Source organism: Klebsiella sp. Lac1 (assembly GCF_009825425.1).
Taxonomy (GTDB): Bacteria; Pseudomonadota; Gammaproteobacteria; order Enterobacterales; family Enterobacteriaceae; genus Klebsiella; species Klebsiella electrica.
In genome coordinates, this window is sequence record NZ_VJZJ01000003.1 from 423,263 (window position 1) to 441,967 (window position 18,705).

General features: G+C 56.9%; 19 protein-coding genes. 8 read left to right on the forward strand and 11 right to left on the reverse strand.

Going from position 1 to position 18,705, the window contains the following annotated elements:
• Positions 1 to 44: 44 nt before the first annotated feature.
• Positions 45 to 371 (reverse strand): YggL family protein, encoded by a 327-nt coding sequence (locus tag FNY10_RS21025; protein WP_131048577.1) that lies wholly within the window; start codon positions 369 to 371, stop codon positions 45 to 47.
• Complete coding sequence (trmB, locus tag FNY10_RS21030) at positions 371 to 1,090, reverse strand: tRNA (guanosine(46)-N7)-methyltransferase TrmB (RefSeq protein ID WP_131048576.1); 720 nt, start codon at positions 1,088 to 1,090, stop codon at positions 371 to 373. Before trmB ends, FNY10_RS21025 begins: the two co-directional genes overlap by 1 nt.
• A gap of 136 nt (positions 1,091 to 1,226) precedes the next feature.
• On the opposite strand from trmB, the gene mutY reads away from it, so the two are divergent.
• From mutY to FNY10_RS21050, 4 genes are all read left to right on the forward strand, one after another.
• On the forward strand, positions 1,227 to 2,285 hold the full coding sequence (gene mutY / locus FNY10_RS21035; RefSeq protein ID WP_100683444.1) for an A/G-specific adenine glycosylase: 1,059 nt from the start codon (positions 1,227 to 1,229) through the stop codon (positions 2,283 to 2,285).
• Positions 2,286 to 2,312: 27 nt separating this feature from the next.
• On the forward strand, positions 2,313 to 2,588 hold the full coding sequence (locus tag FNY10_RS21040; RefSeq protein WP_004867532.1) for an oxidative damage protection protein: 276 nt from the start codon (positions 2,313 to 2,315) through the stop codon (positions 2,586 to 2,588).
• Between the two features lie 50 nt (positions 2,589 to 2,638).
• A complete protein-coding gene (gene mltC / locus FNY10_RS21045; protein WP_100683445.1) occupies positions 2,639 to 3,721 on the forward strand; it encodes a membrane-bound lytic murein transglycosylase MltC in 1,083 nt (360 codons plus the stop codon).
• Positions 3,722 to 3,961: 240 nt separating this feature from the next.
• Positions 3,962 to 5,218 (forward strand): nucleoside permease, encoded by a 1,257-nt coding sequence (locus tag FNY10_RS21050; protein ID WP_131048574.1) that lies wholly within the window; start codon positions 3,962 to 3,964, stop codon positions 5,216 to 5,218.
• Between the two features lie 89 nt (positions 5,219 to 5,307).
• On the opposite strand, the gene citG is transcribed toward FNY10_RS21050, so the two are convergent.
• From citG to FNY10_RS21090, 8 genes are read right to left on the reverse strand one after another with little or no spacing between them, the layout of a single operon-like run.
• Entirely contained in the window at positions 5,308 to 6,111 is an 804-nt protein-coding gene (gene citG / locus FNY10_RS21055) for a triphosphoribosyl-dephospho-CoA synthase CitG (protein ID WP_141963475.1), read from the reverse strand.
• Positions 6,089 to 6,628 carry a citrate lyase holo-[acyl-carrier protein] synthase gene (gene citX / locus FNY10_RS21060; RefSeq protein WP_131048572.1) on the reverse strand — a complete coding sequence of 180 codons (540 nt, stop codon included), beginning with the start codon at positions 6,626 to 6,628 and terminating at the stop codon, positions 6,089 to 6,091. The genes citG and citX overlap by 23 nt, the downstream gene beginning before the upstream one ends.
• 4 nt (positions 6,629 to 6,632) lie before the next feature.
• Entirely contained in the window at positions 6,633 to 8,150 is a 1,518-nt protein-coding gene (citF, locus tag FNY10_RS21065) for a citrate lyase subunit alpha (RefSeq protein WP_160703274.1), read from the reverse strand.
• A gap of 10 nt (positions 8,151 to 8,160) precedes the next feature.
• Positions 8,161 to 9,036 (reverse strand): citrate (pro-3S)-lyase subunit beta, encoded by an 876-nt coding sequence (gene citE, locus FNY10_RS21070; protein WP_004867558.1) that lies wholly within the window; start codon positions 9,034 to 9,036, stop codon positions 8,161 to 8,163.
• Positions 9,036 to 9,326, reverse strand: coding sequence for a citrate lyase acyl carrier protein (gene citD, locus FNY10_RS21075; protein ID WP_100683450.1), 291 nt, complete (start codon positions 9,324 to 9,326; stop codon positions 9,036 to 9,038). Before citD ends, citE begins: the two co-directional genes overlap by 1 nt.
• A gap of 16 nt (positions 9,327 to 9,342) precedes the next feature.
• Complete coding sequence (gene citC, locus FNY10_RS21080) at positions 9,343 to 10,362, reverse strand: [citrate (pro-3S)-lyase] ligase (protein ID WP_131048571.1); 1,020 nt, start codon at positions 10,360 to 10,362, stop codon at positions 9,343 to 9,345.
• Positions 10,363 to 10,375: 13 nt separating this feature from the next.
• Positions 10,376 to 11,239, reverse strand: a complete 864-nt coding sequence (locus tag FNY10_RS21085; protein ID WP_160703276.1) for a fumarylacetoacetate hydrolase family protein — start codon at positions 11,237 to 11,239, stop codon at positions 10,376 to 10,378.
• Between the two features lie 17 nt (positions 11,240 to 11,256).
• On the reverse strand, positions 11,257 to 12,618 hold the full coding sequence (locus FNY10_RS21090) for a 2-hydroxycarboxylate transporter family protein (RefSeq protein ID WP_100683453.1): 1,362 nt from the start codon (positions 12,616 to 12,618) through the stop codon (positions 11,257 to 11,259).
• Between the two features lie 217 nt (positions 12,619 to 12,835).
• Between FNY10_RS21090 and FNY10_RS26660 the strand changes: the two genes are divergently transcribed.
• The 3 genes from FNY10_RS26660 to FNY10_RS21100 are packed head-to-tail and all read left to right on the forward strand — an operon-like array spanning position 12,836 to position 15,285.
• Positions 12,836 to 13,057, forward strand: a complete 222-nt coding sequence (locus FNY10_RS26660) for a hypothetical protein (protein WP_202395387.1) — start codon at positions 12,836 to 12,838, stop codon at positions 13,055 to 13,057.
• A complete protein-coding gene (locus FNY10_RS21095; RefSeq protein ID WP_131048569.1) occupies positions 12,966 to 14,603 on the forward strand; it encodes an ATP-binding protein in 1,638 nt (545 codons plus the stop codon). Before FNY10_RS26660 ends, FNY10_RS21095 begins: the two co-directional genes overlap by 92 nt.
• Positions 14,593 to 15,285, forward strand: a complete 693-nt coding sequence (locus FNY10_RS21100) for a response regulator (RefSeq protein WP_100683455.1) — start codon at positions 14,593 to 14,595, stop codon at positions 15,283 to 15,285. The genes FNY10_RS21095 and FNY10_RS21100 overlap by 11 nt, the downstream gene beginning before the upstream one ends.
• A gap of 43 nt (positions 15,286 to 15,328) precedes the next feature.
• On the opposite strand, the gene FNY10_RS21105 is transcribed toward FNY10_RS21100, so the two are convergent.
• On the reverse strand, positions 15,329 to 17,485 hold the full coding sequence (locus FNY10_RS21105; protein ID WP_160703278.1) for an ornithine decarboxylase: 2,157 nt from the start codon (positions 17,483 to 17,485) through the stop codon (positions 15,329 to 15,331).
• Between the two features lie 436 nt (positions 17,486 to 17,921).
• On the opposite strand from FNY10_RS21105, the gene FNY10_RS21110 reads away from it, so the two are divergent.
• The gene (locus tag FNY10_RS21110) at positions 17,922 to 18,635 is read left to right on the forward strand and encodes a DUF554 domain-containing protein (RefSeq protein WP_131048567.1); all 714 of its coding nucleotides are present in this window, start codon (positions 17,922 to 17,924) and stop codon (positions 18,633 to 18,635) included.
• Positions 18,636 to 18,705: the final 70 nt, after the last annotated feature.

Here is an 18,705-nt window from a genome sequence, read left to right on the forward strand (position 1 = left end):
CCCTTAAGACAAAACGGGTCGGCAGTTGCCGACCCTTGTCAAACTTAGTCCCACCAGACGTCAAAAAGTTCGCTGGTGCGCACATCGGTCAGCCCGCGTTCTTCCAGCCACTTACGCACGATAGCCTGATGCTCTTCGGTACATTTACCGATTTCCTGCATGCAGATCAGCCCTTCCCAGGAGAGGTAACCGCTGCCGTCAAACGCCAGTTTGTTCGGCTCAATCACCTCCTCAATCAGGTCATTGACGGTGCTATCGATATGCTCTTCAGTACTCCCTTGCGGAAAACGCCACGCGACGGAAAAACCGATTTCCTGAAACTCGTCGATATGCATTTTTTTACGCAGACGACGGCTACGATTCTTTGCCATTATTTCACCCTCTCGAACATTAAGTCCCATACGCCGTGGCCAAGACGATGACCACGCTGTTCAAATTTGGTTACCGGACGCGATTCCGGGCGCGGTACATAATCGTTGCTTTCTGACAGGTTACGATACCCTTCCAGCGATGACATCACTTCCAGCATATGCTCGGCATACGGCTCCCAGTCGGTCGCCATGTGGAAGACGCCGCCCAACTTGAGCTTGCTTTTTACCAGCTCCGCAAAAGGCGCCTGTACGATACGGCGTTTATTATGCCGCGCTTTATGCCACGGGTCAGGGAAAAACAGCTGCACCATGTTAAGAGAATTATCCGCAATCATGGTGTGGAGCACTTCGACCGCATCGTGACACATCACGCGCAGGTTGTGTACGCCCTCTTCTTCGGCGGAGGCCAGGCAAGCGCCGACGCCCGGCGAGTGCACTTCGATACCGAGGAAATTCTGTTCAGGCCTGGCTTTCGCCATCGCCACCAGCGAAGCGCCCATGCCGAATCCTATCTCCAGCGTCGTCGGCGCATTGCGGCCAAACAGCGCGGCGAAATCGAGCGGCGCATCGTTGAACTCAACGCCCATCACCGGCCAAATGTTATCCAGCGCATGCTGCTGCCCTTTGGTCAGGCGGCCCTGGCGGCGGACGAAGCTACGAATACGGCGCAGCGGGCGGCCGTTTTCATCGAATTCCGGAGATATGACGTCGTTTTTCATAAAAGTTAGGTCTGCTTGTGAGAGTGTGCGGAAAACGGGCATTATCCAAAGTTAACCGACGGATGCAAGGGTTTACAGCCTGTCGCCCTTATGCTGCAATCTGCCACCCTGATATCGCGATTCCGGAGCTGTAGCTTTGACTTTTCTCGCCACGCAATTTTCAGCCCAGGTGCTGGACTGGTACGACAAATACGGGCGTAAAACCCTGCCATGGCAAATGGGTAAAACGCCTTACAAAGTATGGCTCTCCGAGGTGATGTTGCAACAAACGCAGGTCGCCACGGTTATTCCCTATTTTGAACGCTTTATGGCGCGCTTCCCGACGGTTATCGATCTGGCCGAGGCGCCGCTGGATGAAGTGCTGCATCTCTGGACCGGCCTGGGCTATTACGCCCGCGCGCGCAATTTACATAAGGCGGCGCAGCAGGTGGCGAGCCTGCACGGCGGCGAATTCCCGCAAACCTTTGATGAAGTGGCGGCGCTGCCCGGCGTCGGGCGTTCCACGGCCGGGGCGATTTTATCCCTCTCCCTTGGCAAGCATTACCCGATTCTCGATGGCAACGTGAAGCGCGTGCTGGCCCGCTGCTATGCGGTCAACGGCTGGCCGGGGAAAAAAGAGGTTGAGAAACGATTATGGCAGATAAGTGAAGAGGTCACGCCGGCAAAAGGAGTCGAGCGCTTTAACCAGGCAATGATGGATCTGGGGGCGATAGTCTGCACCCGTTCAAAACCGAAATGCGAACTTTGTCCGTTAAGTAACGGTTGCATCGCTTACGCAAATCATACATGGGCACAATATCCGGGCAAAAAACCGAAGCAGACCATTCCGGAGCGAACGGGCTATTTCCTGCTGATGCAGCACGGCAACGAGGTGTTGCTTTCCCAGCGTCCACCGGTCGGCTTATGGGGCGGATTATTCTGTTTTCCGCAGTTTGAAGAGGAGGCCGCGCTGCGCGAATGGCTGGCTCAGCGTGGGATAAAGGATGATAATCTGACGCAATTGACCGCGTTCCGCCACACTTTCAGCCATTTCCATCTGGATATTGTGCCGATGTGGCTTAGCATAGATTCATCTGGCGCATGCATGGATGAAGGCAGCGCACTCTGGTATAACTTAGCGCAGCCGCCGTCGGTTGGACTGGCGGCTCCCGTGGAGCGCTTGTTGCAACAGTTGAAGGCTGGGGCTCTTGCATAGCTTTCTGGCGACTAAAGAGGATGACTAATGAGCAGAACGATTTTTTGTACTTTCCTGCAGCGTGAAGCGGATGGCCAGGATTTCCAGCTGTATCCGGGTGAGTTAGGCAAACGCATCTATAACGAGATTTCGAAAGAGGCGTGGGCTCAGTGGCAGCACAAGCAAACCATGTTAATCAACGAGCAAAAGCTCAATATGATGAACGTGGAGCATCGCAAGCTGCTGGAACAGGAGATGATCCAGTTCCTGTTTGAAGGGAAAGATGTGCATATTGAAGGCTACACGCCGCCTGAAAAAAAGTAAGAGTCCTCTGACTCTTAAGCACAACAAACACAACGCACACTCCCGGAATGATGAAAAAATATTTAGCGCTAGCGCTCATTGCGCCTTTGCTCGTTTCGTGTTCCAGCTCAAATAAAAAGGGCGATGGGTATAACGAAGCCTGGGTTAAGGACACCAACGGCTTCGATATCCTGATGGGCCAGTTCGCCCACAACATCGAAAATATTTGGGGTTATAACGAAGTCCTGCTCGCCGGGCCGAAAGACTACGTTAAGTATACCGATCAGTATCAGACCCGTAGCCACATCAACTTTGATGAGGGCACCATCACCGTCGAGACCATCGCCGGTACCGATCCGACCGGGCGCTTACGCCAGACCATCATTAAGACGCTGTTGATGGGCGACGATCCGGGGTCAATCGACCTCTATTCCGATGCCGACGATATCCAGATTTCGAAAGAGCCGTTCCTGTACGGACAGGTGGTGGATAACCACGGCGATCCGATTCGCTGGGAGTGGCGGGCCTCGCGCTATGCCGATTATCTGCTGCAAACGCGGCTGAAAAGCCGCAGCAACGGCCTGCGGATGATCTACAGCATCACCATTAATCTGGTGCCGAACCACCTCGACAAACGCGCGCATAAGTATATCGGCTACGTTCGCCAGTCGGCGCGCAAGTATGGCGTCGATGAGTCGCTGATTCTGGCGATTATGCAGACCGAATCCTCTTTCAACCCGTACGCCGTGAGCCATGCTGACGCGCTGGGCCTGATGCAGGTTGTGCAGCACAGCGCCGGGAAAGATGTCTTCCGCGCGCAGGGGAAATCGGGCCTGCCGAGCCGCAGCTATCTCTTCGATCCGGAGAATAACATTGATACCGGCACCGCCTATCTGGCAATGCTGAATAATGTGTATCTGTCAGGTATTGATAATCCGACCTCGCGCCGCTATGCCGTGATCACCGCGTATAACGGCGGCGCGGGAAGCGTATTGCGGGTGTTCTCCAGCGATAAGATCCAGGCAGCCAATATTATCAACAGCATGACGCCGGGGGATGTCTATTCCACCCTCACCAACCGTCACCCGTCGGCGGAATCGCGCCGCTATCTTTATAAGGTCAATACGGCGCAGAAATCCTATCGCCGGAAATAAGTCTGTCTCCTCGCCCGGCCCTTTCCAGACGTGAAAGGGCCAGGTTTTCCCGCGTTTCCCCCATCTTCTCCATAGGAAAATGTTATTTGCATCACAATCTAATCTGCAAATTAATGGGGATTGCATTTTTTTGCGGAAGGTAACAAAACATCGCGGCGTTAACTGATAGGATTTCATCAAATTGCAACCCCGAATGTAATTATCAAAACACATCCCCCGCTTACTCGTGAGGAAAATAACATGAACCTTAAGCTGCAGCTTAAAATATTGTCGTTTCTGCAGTTCTGCCTGTGGGGTAGCTGGCTGACTACACTTGGCTCCTATATGTTTGTGACGCTCAAGTTCGACGGTGCGTCTATCGGCGCCGTTTACAGCTCACTCGGCATTGCGGCGGTGCTGATGCCAACGCTGCTGGGTATCGTGGCGGATAAGTGGATCAGCGCGAAGTGGGTTTACGCGCTGTGCCATCTGGTGGGGGCCGGTACGCTGTTTATGGCGGCCCAGGTCACCACGCCGGGGGAGATGTTCTTTGTGATTCTGCTTAACTCGCTGGCCTATATGCCAACGTTGGGCTTAATCAACACGATTTCCTACTACCGCCTGAAATCCGCCGGTCTTGATATTGTGACGGATTTCCCACCGATTCGTATCTGGGGCACCATTGGCTTTATCATGGCGATGTGGGGCGTCAGCTTCGCAGGTTTCGAACTGAGCCACATGCAGCTGTACATCGGCGCGGCGCTCTCCGTGGTCCTCGCGCTGTTCACCCTGACGCTGCCGCACATTCCGGTCTCCAATCAGCAAAAAAACCAGAGCTGGAGCAGCATGCTTGGCCTCGACGCCTTTGCCCTGTTTAAAAACAAGCGGATGGCGATTTTCTTTATTTTCTCCATGCTGTTAGGCGCAGAGCTGCAAATCACCAACATGTTCGGGAATACCTTCCTGCACAGCTTCGATAATAACCCGCTGTTCTCCGGGAGCTTTATCGTTGAGCACGCATCGGTGATGATGTCTATCTCCCAGATCTCCGAAACCCTGTTCATACTGACTATCCCGTTCTTCCTGAGCCGCTATGGCATCAAGAACGTGATGATTATCAGTATTTTCGCCTGGATGCTGCGCTTCGGTCTCTTCGCCTATGGCGATCCGACACCGTTCGGCACCGTGCTGCTGGTTCTGTCGATGATTGTTTACGGCTGCGCCTTCGACTTCTTCAACATCTCCGGTTCGGTGTTCGTCGAGAAAGAGGTGAGACCCGAAATCCGCGCCAGCGCCCAGGGGATGTTCCTGATGATGACCAACGGCTTCGGCTGTATCCTCGGCGGCGTGGTGAGCGGGAAAGTTGTCGAGATGTATACCACCAACGGCATTACCGACTGGCAGCCCGTGTGGCTGATCTTCGCCGCCTACTCGCTGGTTCTGGCCATTGCCTTCATCGCGCTGTTCAAGTACAAGCACGTTCGCGTGCCGAACGGTGCGCAGCCGATTGCGCATTGATCCTTGATGTGTTGTGCCCGGTGGCGGCTACGCCTTACCGGGCCTACAAACCGCAAACCGTAGGCCGGGTAAGCGTTAGCGCCACCCGGCTATTTTATTGCAGAGAGCACCCACCCCACCGACAGCAAATCCGCACTGCCGCCCGGGCTCAGATTGCGTTCAATCAATGCCTTATCCATCTTAAGCAACGTCTCGCGATCCCAGCCGTTAGCCAGTAATTCCCGCGCGTAGCCCTGAACGTAGCGCAGCCCTTCAATGCCGCCGCGCGACACCAGATTACTGTCCGGATTCACCGCCATCAGGCGCAGGAGCAAATCATGCAGCTGGCGGCCGTTCCACTGCGGCAAGACACGACGCACCGTCGCAAAACCGCTTTCCGCTTCACCGCGTGCGCCGGTTAAGCCCAGTTGCTGAAACTGACGTTCGCCTGCGGTTGCTGCCGCGCTGCGACCCGCCAGTTCGCGCGCCACCAGCCCCTGACACAGCATCCCCACTTCGCTACAGAGGCTTGATGCGGTCACCTCCCGCACTCTTCCGGCGGCAAAACAGAGCAGCCCGAGAGAAAATATCCCCCCTTTATGAGTATTCACGCCGCCGGTGGCGGCATACATCGCCTGCTCGCAGGCCATGCCCATCGGGCGCAGCAGGCGCAGCTGCTCGCCTGGCGGTTGGTCGGCGCAGTCGCTCCCTAGCCTGGTAAAGCGGGAGAACCACGGCGTAATCGCGGTAATACTGCGGGCAAACAGCGCGTGGTCCATGTCGTGGTGGGCCCCGTTGTTGAGTCGGTCGACCAGCCCTGGTTTGGGCGTCAGCTCCAGCTCCTGCCACAGGGCCTCTTCCGCCAGACGAGGAACGTCAATGGCACCGCACTTAGTCGCGAGCAAACCAGTCATTGATTATCTTCTCCACGCCTGCCACCACCTGCCCGACCGGATGCTTGCGCGAGCGCGAGCAGACATGCGCTGGCTCATCGCACACCAGGCAGCGGCGCATGTGCAGCCCCAGCGACAGGCGGCCAACGTGGCCCTCCTGCGGGCAGATCACATCCAGGTCCCACAACCTGCCGAGCGGATGACTCTGCTCCAGCGCCACGCAGTGAGCCTTAATCTCCGGGGCATGGTGCGCCACGGACCACATCGCTTCAGGCCCCGTCGGGAGCCACAGCACCTGGCGCTCCCGCACCGGCCAGCGATTCTCCCATAGCAGTTGGTCGCACATCTGGAGCGCCACGCCCATCGTATTACGGTAACGGAGACTATTTTTTACCGTTCCCGGCGTCACCAGGGTCAGCGAAATAATCGGCTGTTGATAACGTCTTAGCCAGTCAGCCTGGCGCGCCGCGCGGCACTCTTTCGCCGCCAGCCACGCCTCCAGGCTGACACCCGCCTCCACGGGTGTCGCGGTTATCATGTTGCTACTCCTTAACCTGACGCACGGTATCGATCACCCGCCCGTCGCGGTAGCGAATGACGCCGACGATTTTGTCGGTGAACTCAATCGGTCTGGGAACCCCGCAGAGCGAGATAGCCCGCGCATACAGCGCGTCGATATCGACGATGTTCATCCCGGCGGCAATCAGGCGCGCGCGGATCTCCGGTCGTGCCGGATTCACCGCAATGCCGTGGTCGGTGACCAGGACATCGATGCTTTCTCCCGGCGTCAGCCGCGTCGTCACTCGCTTCACTACCGTGGGAATGCGGCTACGCAGCAGCGGGGCGACGACAATCGTCAGGTTGGCCGCCGCCGCCACATCGCAGTGACCGCCGGACGCGCCGCGCATGACGCCATCGGAACCGGTAATCACGTTAACGTTGAAATCGACGTCGATTTCCAGCGCGCTGAGAATAGCCACGTCCAGCTGGTCGCAGCTCGCCGCCTTGCTGCCCGGGTTGGCATAAACGTTGGTGGAGATCTCCACGTGATTGGGGTTGCGCGCCAGCGAAGCGGCCGCCTGACCGTCGAAGCACTGGGTATCGAGCAGCTTTTCAATCAGCCCCTTCTCATGCAGATCCACCAGACTGCCGGTAATCCCCCCCAGCGCAAAACGGGCTTTCACGCCGCTGCGCTCCATCTTCTCCTCCATAAAGCGGGTGCAGGCGGTGGCCGCCGCGCCAGAACCGGTCTGCATGGAGAAGCCGTTACGGAAATAACCGGCATGCTCAATCACATCCGCCGCATAGCGGGCGATCATCAGTTCACGCGGATTGCTGGTGACGCGCGCCGCGCCGACGCTGATCTTCGCCGGGTCACCCACGCTATCCACCTGCACAATGTAATCCACCTGATCCTGCATCAGGCTGGCGGGCATATTGGGGAACGGCACCAGCTCTTCCGTCAGCAGCACCACTTTATGGGCAAAGTGCGCATCGACCATCGCATAGCCGAGCGAACCACAGCAGGAGCGCCCGTGGGTGCCGTTGGCATTGCCGAATTCATCGCTGCACGGTACCCCGAGAAACGCGACGTCAATGTTCAGCTCACCATCCTGTAATAATTTCACCCGCCCGCCGTGGGAATGGATCTGCACCGGCTCATCCATCACGCCGTGGGAGATAGCCTCCGCCAGTTTCCCGCGCATCCCGGAGGTATAAATGCGGCGAATCACCCCGCTCTGGATATGTTCGATAAGCGCATCGTTACAGGTCATCAGTGAACTGGAAGCCAACGTCAGGCCTTTAAAACCCATTTGCGCCAGCTGCGCCACCACGTTGTTAATCACTCGATCGCCTTCACGGAAAGCATGGTGAAAAGAGATAGTCATTCCATCCTGCAGGCCGCTGCGCGCCACCGCCTCCTCGAGGGATTCACACAGCTTACGACGATGTTTTTCCTCCACGTCGGCCAGCCATGGCGTGGCGCTGAGGGCAGAATCAAACGGTTTTAAATCCCGCAGATGGGGGAAAGCCGCATGGAGAAGTTCTGTCTGGTTCATTGTTTTATCCTTAACGGCGCACGCCGGAGGCGGCCGCGCGTTCCAGCACTCTCTGTGCGTGGTTAATTATCGGGGCGTCGACCATTTTGCCGTTGAGCGAGACCACGCCCAGGCCATTGCGTTCCCCCTCCTGCGCGGCCTCAATCACTAACTGCGCGTGTTCGACCTCCTGCCGGGTTGGCGCATACGCATTGTGCAGCAGGTCAATCTGACGCGGGTTAATCAACGATTTGCCGTTAAAGCCCATCTTGCGGATCAACTCGACTTCGCGCAGGAATCCGGCTTCGTCGTTCACATCTGACCACACCACGTCGAAGGCATCGATACCGGCTGCCCGCGCGGCATGCAGTACCGCACAGCGGGCGTAGAACAGTTCGGTGCCATCGCTGCGTTCGGTCTGCATGTCCATCACATAATCAAAGGCCGCCAGCGCAATGCCAATCAGCCGCGGGGAACGGCGGGCAATGGCGACGGCGTTAATGACGCCAACGGCCGACTCAATCGCCGCCATGATGCGGGTGGAGCCCACTTCGCGCCCGCAGTCGCGCTCGATACGCACCAGGTGGCTTTCCAGTTCGTCGATATCTTCCGGGGTATCGGTTTTCGGCAATCGGATCACGTCCACGCCAGCCCGTACGGCAGCTTCCAGATCCAGCAAGCCAAACGGCGTGCTGAGCGGGTTAATGCGCACCACGGTTTCGATATCCTGATACATCGGGTGCTGGAGCGCATGCCAGACCAGCAGGCGCGCGCTGTCTTTCTCGCGCAGCGCCACCGCATCCTCAAGATCGAACATGATCGAATCCGGACGATAGATAAAGGCGGTAGAGAGCATGGCTGCGTTAGCGCCCGGCAGGAATAACATGCTACGACGGAGCCTGTTCATCACAGTGTCCTCCAGTCGATATGCGGCTCATCGGCGGCGCGCAGCACCGCGCTTTGCAGGCGCGCGCGAATGACGCAATCCAGCGCCCCTTTGTCTTCGATGATAATCAATCCCTGCCGCACCGCCATGGCGCGCAGCGTTTCCTCAACCACCTGACGAATCTGTTCGCCAAACTGCTTTATCACTTCACTGTGGATGACAATCTCCAGCTCGCCGTCGGCGGGGGCGATTTTCACCATCAGGTCGCTGGACTCCTGGGTACCGGCCAGCGCCTCCCTTACAATTTTCATGGTAGTTTCCTGATAATTAAGCGACTTCCGCGCTGTAGTGCGCTTCGAGATGCGCGAAAGTGGATTCCGGGACAATGTCCCGAATACGAGAATACTGTTCTGTCTTCAGTAAACGGCGGACTTCCGAGGCCGAAATGGCGCTCCCTGCCGCCTTGATGCGCGGCATCTCCACCACGTCGATGCTGCCAGCCAGCCGTTCATGCAGCGTCTGGTTGTACTGACGGGTGATATCGCAAAACGGCTCGGAGCCGATAAAACGATGGGTAATGCCGAGAGCGGGCGCGATGTAGTCGCGAAAGATCAGCACGTCGATTTCGCTCCACGCCTGCTGCACTTTTCCGCTCTCTTTGAGGAAGTAGGCCGGAAAAGTGGCACGCGAGATGATGTACTGCGAGCCCTCGTGTACGGAGACATTCGCCAGATGCGCCACTCCGGCCCGAACCATCTCCAGACGCGCGGCGAACGGAAAGAAGGAGGCATCTTCGCGTACCACAAACAGATGCAGCCAGTCGCAGCGTGCCGCCGCGTGTTCCACCAGATGGCGGTGGCCAAGCGTGAACGGATTCGCGTTCATGACAATCGCCCCGATATCCTTGCCGGGCCGGCGCTCACCGCGCAGCGAACGGCAGTAGCGGGCGATGCCCTGCGGCGTGTTCTCCATCAATACCGCGTTATTGCCACTGCGGGCGACAGGCCAGAAGCCGCTGCGGGAAAAGCGCTCCTCGTTACAGGGCCGGGTGCAGAGGAAGAGATGAAAATGGCCGCGCGCGAGGGCGACGTTTTCCACTTCCGCCAGCAGCCGCGCGCTGAGATTCACACCGCGCAGCCGCTCATCGACCGCCACGCATTTGATAACGTTGGCGGCCAGCCCCGCGCAGCCCACCAGTTGCCTTGCGCACCAGGCTTCAACAAACAGCGTAATATCGTTGTCCATCCCCAGACCGCTGTCCGTCAGCAGGTAACGAATCTGGCTCAGACGTTCCGGGTGTTGGGCGACTTCCGTGAAACGAAAGTCGATAGCGGGTTGCGAGTCCATCTTCACGCCTTACTCAGTGTGCCGTCGTCAGCGGGTTGGCTGGCGCTTCCATGATCACATTGCTGAGATGGCCAATATGCTCAATCTCAACCTCGATGCGATCGCCCTCCTGCATAAACAGCGGCGGGTTACGCTTTTTCCCCACCCCACCCGGCGATCCGGTGATGATCACATCGCCCGGGCTTAAGCGGGTGAAGGTGCTGATGTACTCGATCAGCTCCGCCACCTTGTGGATCATGCTGCTGGTGTTGTCATCCTGCACCACGCGGCCGTTCAGCCAGGTGCGGATCGTCAGCTGATGCGGATCCGGGATCTCATCAGCGGTCGCCATCCACGGGCCGAATGCGCCGGTCTGCCGCCAGTTTTTCCCCGCGGTAAACCAGCTGTGCTGCCAGTCGCGTGCGGAGCCATCCATGTAGCAGCTGTAGCCGGCAACATGGCGCAGCGCCTCCTCGCGGCGGATGTTCTCGCCGCCTTTGCCGATAATCACCGCCAGCTCGCCTTCGTAGTCAAATTCGCGGGAATGGCGCGGTTTCAATACCGGCGCGTTGTGCGCCGTCTGGGAATCGGCAAAGCGGACAAACAGCGTCGGCGCCGGGTTGTGCTGATCGAACTCTTTGCGCTTATCGGCATAGTTCATCCCCACGCAGAGGATCTTTTCCGGCTGTTCAATCACCGGCAGGAAGGTGACGGCCTCCATCGGCACATCCACCGCGTCATGGAGATAACGGGTGGCCTCCGCCAGCCCGTTGCCTTGCAACAGCGCCTTGAGGTCGCTGTAGCGGTCGCCGAGACGGCGACCTAAATCAATGATGCCTTCCGCTTTGACGATGCCGAAGCTGCGGACGCCCTGATAGATAAAGCTTGCGAGTTTCATTGTTTTTTCCTGAAAACTTAAACGAGGAAGTTGCCCAGAATCAGCAGCGAGATTGAGACGTTAATCGCACCGCCGATACGGGTGGCAATCTGGGCGAACGGCATCAGGCTCATACGGTTGCCGGCGGTCAGAATCGCCACATCGCCGGTTCCGCCCTGTCCGCTCTGGCAGCAGGAGACGATGGCGACATCAATCGGGTGCATGCCAATCTTTTTGCCGACGAAGAAACCGGTCGCCACCAGCGCAGAGACGGTGCTGATAATCACCAGCAGGTTACTGACGGTGAAAGCGGCGACCAGTTCGTGCCACGGGGTGATAGCCACGCCGACGGCAAACAGGATGGGATAGGTCACAGAGGTCTGGAAGAATTTGTAGACCACCTGCGAACCTTCAAGAATGCGCGGGGAGACGCCGTTAAACAGCTTCACCAGCACCGCCATAAACAGCATGCCAACCGGTGCAGGCAGACCAATCAGCTTGTGACCCAGCATCCCCAGCATATAAAGCAGTACCGCCAGCAGCGCGCCGGAGGCGATGGTGGTGACGTCGACTTTTCCGGAGGAGGCAGGCTGTGCAGCGGTTTCATCGCTATTCGCGCGGTTGGGCATCAGCTGGCCTTCACCGGTCAGGTGCGGATAGCGTTTGCCAAGCTGGTTCAGACAGCCGGAGATGATAATGGCGGTGAGGCCGCCGAGCATCACCATCGGCAGGACGCGTCCCAGCGCCACGCCCTGATCCATATGCAGTAACGTCGCATAGCCTATCGAGAGCGGGATCGCCCCTTCGCCCACGCCGCCCGCCATGATCGGCAGGATGATGAAGAAGAAGATCTGGAACGGTTCAAGGCCGAGCGCCAGCCCCACGCCCATGCCGACGATCATGCCGACAATTTCACCGCACAGCATCGGGAAGAAGATGCGCAGAAAGCCCTGGATCAGCACCGTGCGGTTCATACTCATGATGCTGCCGACAATAATGCAGCAGATGTAGAGGTAGAGAATATTGGTGGATTTGTAGAATTTGGTGGTGGACTCCACCACCACATCCGGCAGCAGGCCATAGTAGACCAGCGCCGAAGGGATGAAGGTCGCGCAAATCGCCGCCGCGCCGAGTTTGCCGACGATCGGCAGGCGTTTACCGAACTCGCCGCAGGCAAAACCAAAAAACGCCAGCGTGGCAACCATCACCACGATATCGCTCGGTAACTTCCCCCCCAGACAATCGATGGCGATAAGCAGCCCGGCAAGAACAAACAGCGGTAAAGGAATGATCCCCACTTTCCAGCTATCCATAATATGCCACCAGCGCTCTTTGAACGAAGGTTTGTGAATATCAATTGGGTCCTGAGTAACAGAGAAAGAATCGTCAGTCGTGCTCATAATTAAGCCCCTTGGTTATTTTGTGCAGGCAGCTTAATGTGCCCAAAGCAGACTTAATGTGAGGTTCAGCATATTAAAACCGAAACTTTAATGGGGGCTATGGTTTTAATGGTTTCTTTTATTTTATGTGATTCACAGTTTATTTATCAGCGTGGTTTTTATGGTTTATTTTCTAAAGTGAACAAACGAATAACATTTATTAACGTAAATTTAAGATATGCTGCGGCAGCAATATTTTCGGCGTGCCGGGCGCTTGTGCAAAGGATCACAAGTTTCCGGCAAAGCAGATGCCAGCCGGGAAAAAGATGATATATTAGCCACTTCCATTGATAGCCTGCGTGATAGCGATGAAAATGTCATTTCAAATAAAGCTGTTCATTTCACTGACGGCCTTTTTCTCAGTACTGTTGGTGCTGTTGGGAGGCTATTATTATATTGATGTCGAAAAACAGTTGTATATGGAAATGAGCATGCGGGCAAAAATACAAGCAGAAGAAATCGCCATCATCCCTGTATTACGCGAAAATATCGCCAGAAAGGATATTCCTGCAATCACTAATTTTATGCAAAAAATAGCGGCGCGCAGCGACGCCAGTTTTATTGTCGTCGGCGATAACCAGGGCCGTCATTTGTTTCATTCGGCCTTCGCCGACCGGGTCGGCACTCTGCTTGTCGGCGGCGATAACGAGGAGGTGCTGAAGGGCGAAACCACCACCACCATTCGCCAGGGCGGTCTGGGGATTTCGCTGCGCAGCAAAGCACCTGTCTTCAGCGAAGATGGTCAGGTGGTGGGTATTGTCTCCGTGGGCTATCTCACCAGCTACCTTGATACCATCACCGTCAGTAAAGCCGTCAATATCCTGATCGCTGCCATTTTGCTGCTCGTGGCCCTGTTTGTGTTCTCGTGGTTTTTCACCCGCAGCATTAAGAAGCAAATTTTCTCGCTGGAGCCGCGTGAAATCGGCCTGCTGGTGCGCCAGCAAAAGGCGATGATGGAGTCTATCTACGAAGGGGTGATCGCTATCGATGACCATTTGCGGATCGAGGTGATCAACCAGGCGGCGCGGAAGCTGCTGGGCCTGAACCAACCCGCCCGACAGCTACGCGGACAGCCGATCGGCCAGGTGATCGCCCCCGTCCCCTTTTTCTCGCCGCCAACGATGTTGCAACGGGACACGCATGATGAGATCTGTCGGTTCAACGATCTGACGGTGATCGCCAGCCGCGTACGGATCATGCTGGAAGATTCGCTGCAGGGCTGGGTGATTACCTTTCGCGATCGCAATGAGATAGACACCCTCAGCGCCCAGCTCAGCCAGGTAAAACGCTACGTCGACAATCTGCGCATCATGCGCCACGAGCAGCTCAACCGCATGACCACCCTCTCCGGCCTGCTGCATATGGGGCGCTATGAGGAAGCCATCCACTCTATTCAGGCCCAGTCAGAACATGCCCAGGAGCTGCTGGACTTTATCTCGTCGCGCTTTCATTCACCAACGCTGTGCGGTCTGCTGCTAGGCAAGGCCTCCCGCGCCCGCGAAAAAGGGGTGCAACTCAGCTTCGATCCGACCTGCCGGATGGAAAGACCCTTCGGGCAACTTGCCGAATCAGAGCTGATTTCAATTATCGGCAACCTGCTGGATAACGCCATTGAGGCGACGCAGCGCGCGCCGCTGCCGCACGAGCCGGTAGAGGTGCTGATCAAGCTGAATGCGCAAGAGCTGATCGTCGAAGTGGCCGATCGGGGGGTCGGCATTACGCCCGCCTTGCGCGAGCGGATATTTGAGCGCGGCATCACCACCAAAACCTGCGGCGACCACGGTATCGGGCTGTACCTGATCGACAGCTATGTCAGCCAGGCTGGCGGGGCGATCGAAGTCGCCGACAATATGCCCCGCGGCGCGATTTTTTCACTGTTTATTCCCGCCACGGGAACCGCCTGGCGCCCGGAACGGGAACTGGAAGAGACCGACTATGCAACATGAACTTATCGATGTACTGATCGTGGAAGACGAGCACGCCCTGGCGCTGCTGCATGCGGAGCTGATTGGCAAACATCCGGGACTGCGGCTGGTGGGCATTGCCTCATCCCTGGCCGACGCGCAGACGCAAATTGAGAGTAAGCGACCGCAGCTGGTGCTGCTGGATAACTACCTGCCGGACGGAAAAGGAATCACGCTTATCGATAATGCGATGCTGGCACGTACCCACTGTTCGGTCATTTTTATCACTGCCGCCAGCGATATGGATACCTGTAGCCTGGCTATCCGCAACGGCGCATTCGACTACATCCTCAAGCCGGTATCGTGGAAGCGTCTGAACCAGTCGCTTGAGCGCTTTATGCAGTTTGCTGAACAGCAGCGGGTATGGAAGATTGTCGATCAGCAAAATGTGGATTCCCTGTATCAACTGCAGGCGAAAAACTACCGCCAGGATAGCGGCAGCAAAGGCATCGAGGGGAATACGCTGGCGCGGGTGCAAAATCTCTTTAGCCACCATACGCTGCGCTGCTTTTCGGTGGACGAAGTCGCGAGTGCGACGGGGCTGAGTAAAACCACCGCCCGCCGCTATCTGGAACACTGCGTGGAGAGCGGTTTTCTCAGCGTGGAGATGCAATACGGCAAGATTGGCCATCCGCGCAGAATGTACCGACATAGCGCGGGCTGAGCCGCCGCCCCTCTCCCGACACTTCGCGGGAGAGGGGCCGGTATTAAGAAAGGCGCACAGCCGCCTGGTTCAGGACATAGCCGTACAGCCGCTTGATGCCGTCTGAGTCCGTCTCGCTATAGACCCCCTGCAGCTCGGGTGAAAAACCGGGCAGCATGTTGACGCCCTCTTCCAGCGCCAGGAAATAGCGCAGCACCGCGCCGCCCCAGATTTCTCCCGGCACCACGCACAGCACGCCCGGCGGATAGGGCAGCGCCCCTTCAGCGGCAACCCGGCCTTCCGCCTCGTTTAACCGTACCAGCTCAACGTTGCCGCGAATAAACTCGCGGTTGGCATCCTGCGGGTTCATCACCACGCGCGGGAAACTGTGCTTACGGAACATCTCTTTTTGCAGATCCTTCACGTCAAAGCTGACGTACAGATCATGCATCTCCTGGCACAGTTCGCGGAGGGTGTAATCGCGATAGCGCACCGGATATTTGTTATAGATAGTCGGCAGCACGTCGGCGAGCGGCGTGTCGGCTTCGATGTGCTGTTCAAACTGCGCCAGCATCGCCACCAGGCGGGCCATTTTTTCCGTACTCTCGGCCGGCGTAAGCAGGAACAGGATCGAATTCAGATCGCATTTCTCCGGCACAATGCCGTTCTCACGCAGGTAGTGCGCCAGAATGGTCGCCGGGATACCAAACCCGGTATATTCGCCGCTTTCGGCATCAATGCCCGGGGTAGTCAGCAGCAATTTACACGGGTCGACAAAGTACTGCTCGCTGGCATAACCGTCAAAACCGTGCCAGCGGGCGCCCGGTTCAAAGCTGAAGAAACGCCGCTCGCGGGCAATCGTCTCGGTAGGATAATCCTGCCACGGGCGCCCCGCCACAACCGGCGGAATAAACGGCTGAATCATTTTGCAACTGGCGATGATCGCCTTGCGCGCTTCAATCCCCTGCACCACGCATTCCGCCCACAGTCGGCGGCCGCTCTCTCCTTCGTGGATTTTAGCGTTCACGTCCAGCGCCGCAAACAGCGGGTAAAACGGGCTGGTAGAAGCATGCAGCATAAAGGCGTTATTTAGCCGCTTATGCGGACAGAATCGCGCCTGGCCGCGCAGGTGGTTATCTTTTTTATGGATCTGCGACGTTTGCGAGAACCCCGCCTGCTGCTTATGCACCGACTGGGTAACAAAAATGCCCGGATCGTTTTCATTCAGATCCAGCAGCAGCGGCGAGCAGTCGGCCATCATCGGAATAAACTGTTCATAGCCTACCCACGCGGAATCAAACAGAATGTAGTCGCACAGGCCGCCGATTTTATCCACCACCTGACGAGCGTTGTAGACCGTTCCGTCATAGGTGCCCAGTTGAATGACCGCCAGGCGGAACGGCCGCGGCGTATCGGCTTTTTCCGGCGCCACTTCCCGAATCAGATTACGCAGGTAGTGTTCATCAAAACAGTGGTTATCGATGCCGCCGATAAAGCCAAACGGGTTTCGCGACGCTTCGAGATAGACCGGGGTGGCCCCCGCCTGAATCAGCGCGCCATGGTGGTTGGATTTGTGATTGTTGCGGTCGAACAACACCAGGTCGCCACGCGTCAGCAGCGCATTACATACGACTTTATTCGCCGCCGAGGTGCCGTTGAGGACAAAATAGGTTTTGTCGGCATTAAAGACCCTGGCCGCGAACTTCTGCGCGTGCTTCGCCGAGCCTTCGTGGATCAGCAGGTCCCCAAGTTTCACATCGGCATTGCACATATCGGCACGAAAGACGTTCTCGCCAAAGAAGTCAAAAAACTGGCGGCCCGCCGGGTGTTTTTTAAAGAACGCGCCGTGCTGATGCCCCGGGCAGGCAAAGGTGCTGTTGTCCATCTCGACGTACTGCGTCAGGGTATTGAAGAACGGCGGGAGCAGATTCTCTTCATAGTTGCAGGCGGCGGCCTCCAGTTCGAGCCACTCCTGCTCCTTCCCGCCGATCATCGCCGTCACGCCGTCTGGCTTTTCCATGTCGCTATCGGTCAGCAGATAGACCGGCAGGTTAAAGCCGCTGCGTTTCAGCAGAGAGAGGATGCCGCTGCGGCTGTCCGCTGCGGTAATGACGACTGCCGCCACATCGGTAAAATCAGTACTGTCCAGCGCCACTACGCGGCGGTGGGTAGAGAGATGAGAGACCAGCGCGTGGCTGGCGGCAATGTGCAGTGATTTCATTAGCGCGAATACCCGTTTCCGGAGAGTAAAAGGCTTCAGGCAAAGCGTTAATACCTTGCCCAACGAAATGTCAGGGTCCGACTGGATTCCAGCTCCGACCGCCAGACATCAGTAAAAGCAGACCGGGTCCGATCTTACTGTTGTCCTGCAGTGAGCCTGCGCTGCCTTCACCGCATGAGGTGCAGGGAATCAGAATGCAGAGTAGCAAGATGAGACGGCTTACGCATCCGCGTACAGCGGCAATGATGATGTACGGAGGGGGAGATCATCGGCGGCCTCATCGCTGAAGAGAAGAAAATTCGCGCAATAATGTCACCTTTGACATACCTGCGCAAGATGAAATCTGTATGCAAATACGATACGTATTTGCAGGCCTTTACCCTGCTTTCGGGTCATAATAATGCCGTTGTCAGGGATAATTTACAGGAGCACTGCTGTGGTGACAGGACCTTTTATTAATGCCGGCGCGGTCCTTTTAGGCGGCGTACTGGGCGCGCTGTTAAGTCAGCGGTTGCCGGAGCGGATTCGGACATCGATGACCTCTATTTTTGGTCTGGCCTCATTAGGGATTGGTATTTTGCTGGTAGTGAAATGCGCCAACCTGCCGGTGATGGTGCTCTCCACGCTGGTCGGCACGCTGCTTGGCGAAGCCTGCAATATGGAAAAAGGCATCAATACCGTGGTCAGCAAACTGCAGCAGTGGCTCACGCCGACAGGCAAAAAAAAGGCGCAGTTGAATACGTCATTTATTCAGAGCTATGTCGCCATTATTGTTCTGTTCTGCGCCAGCGGTACCGGAATTTTCGGCGCTATGCGCGAAGGGATGACCGGCGATGCCAGCATTCTGATCGCCAAAGCCTTCCTCGACTTTTTCACCGCCACGATTTTCGCCTGCACGCTGGGGTTTGCCGTTTCAGCCATTTGCGTACCGATGCTGCTCATTCAGCTCACGCTGGCGGCCTGCGCGTCGCTGATCATGCCGCTCACCACGCCGATGATGATGGCCGATTTCAGCGCCGTCGGCGGCATGCTGCTGCTGGCGACCGGGCTGCGCATCTGCGGAATTAAGATGTTTGCGGTGGTGAACATGCTGCCGGCCCTGCTTCTGGCAATGCCGATTTCAGCGGCCTGGACGCTTTTTTTCACCTGAAAACGGGTGCTTTTAATTCAAACTGGTGATAGATTGTGCAGTCTGCATCGATTTGAATAAATTTCGTTGA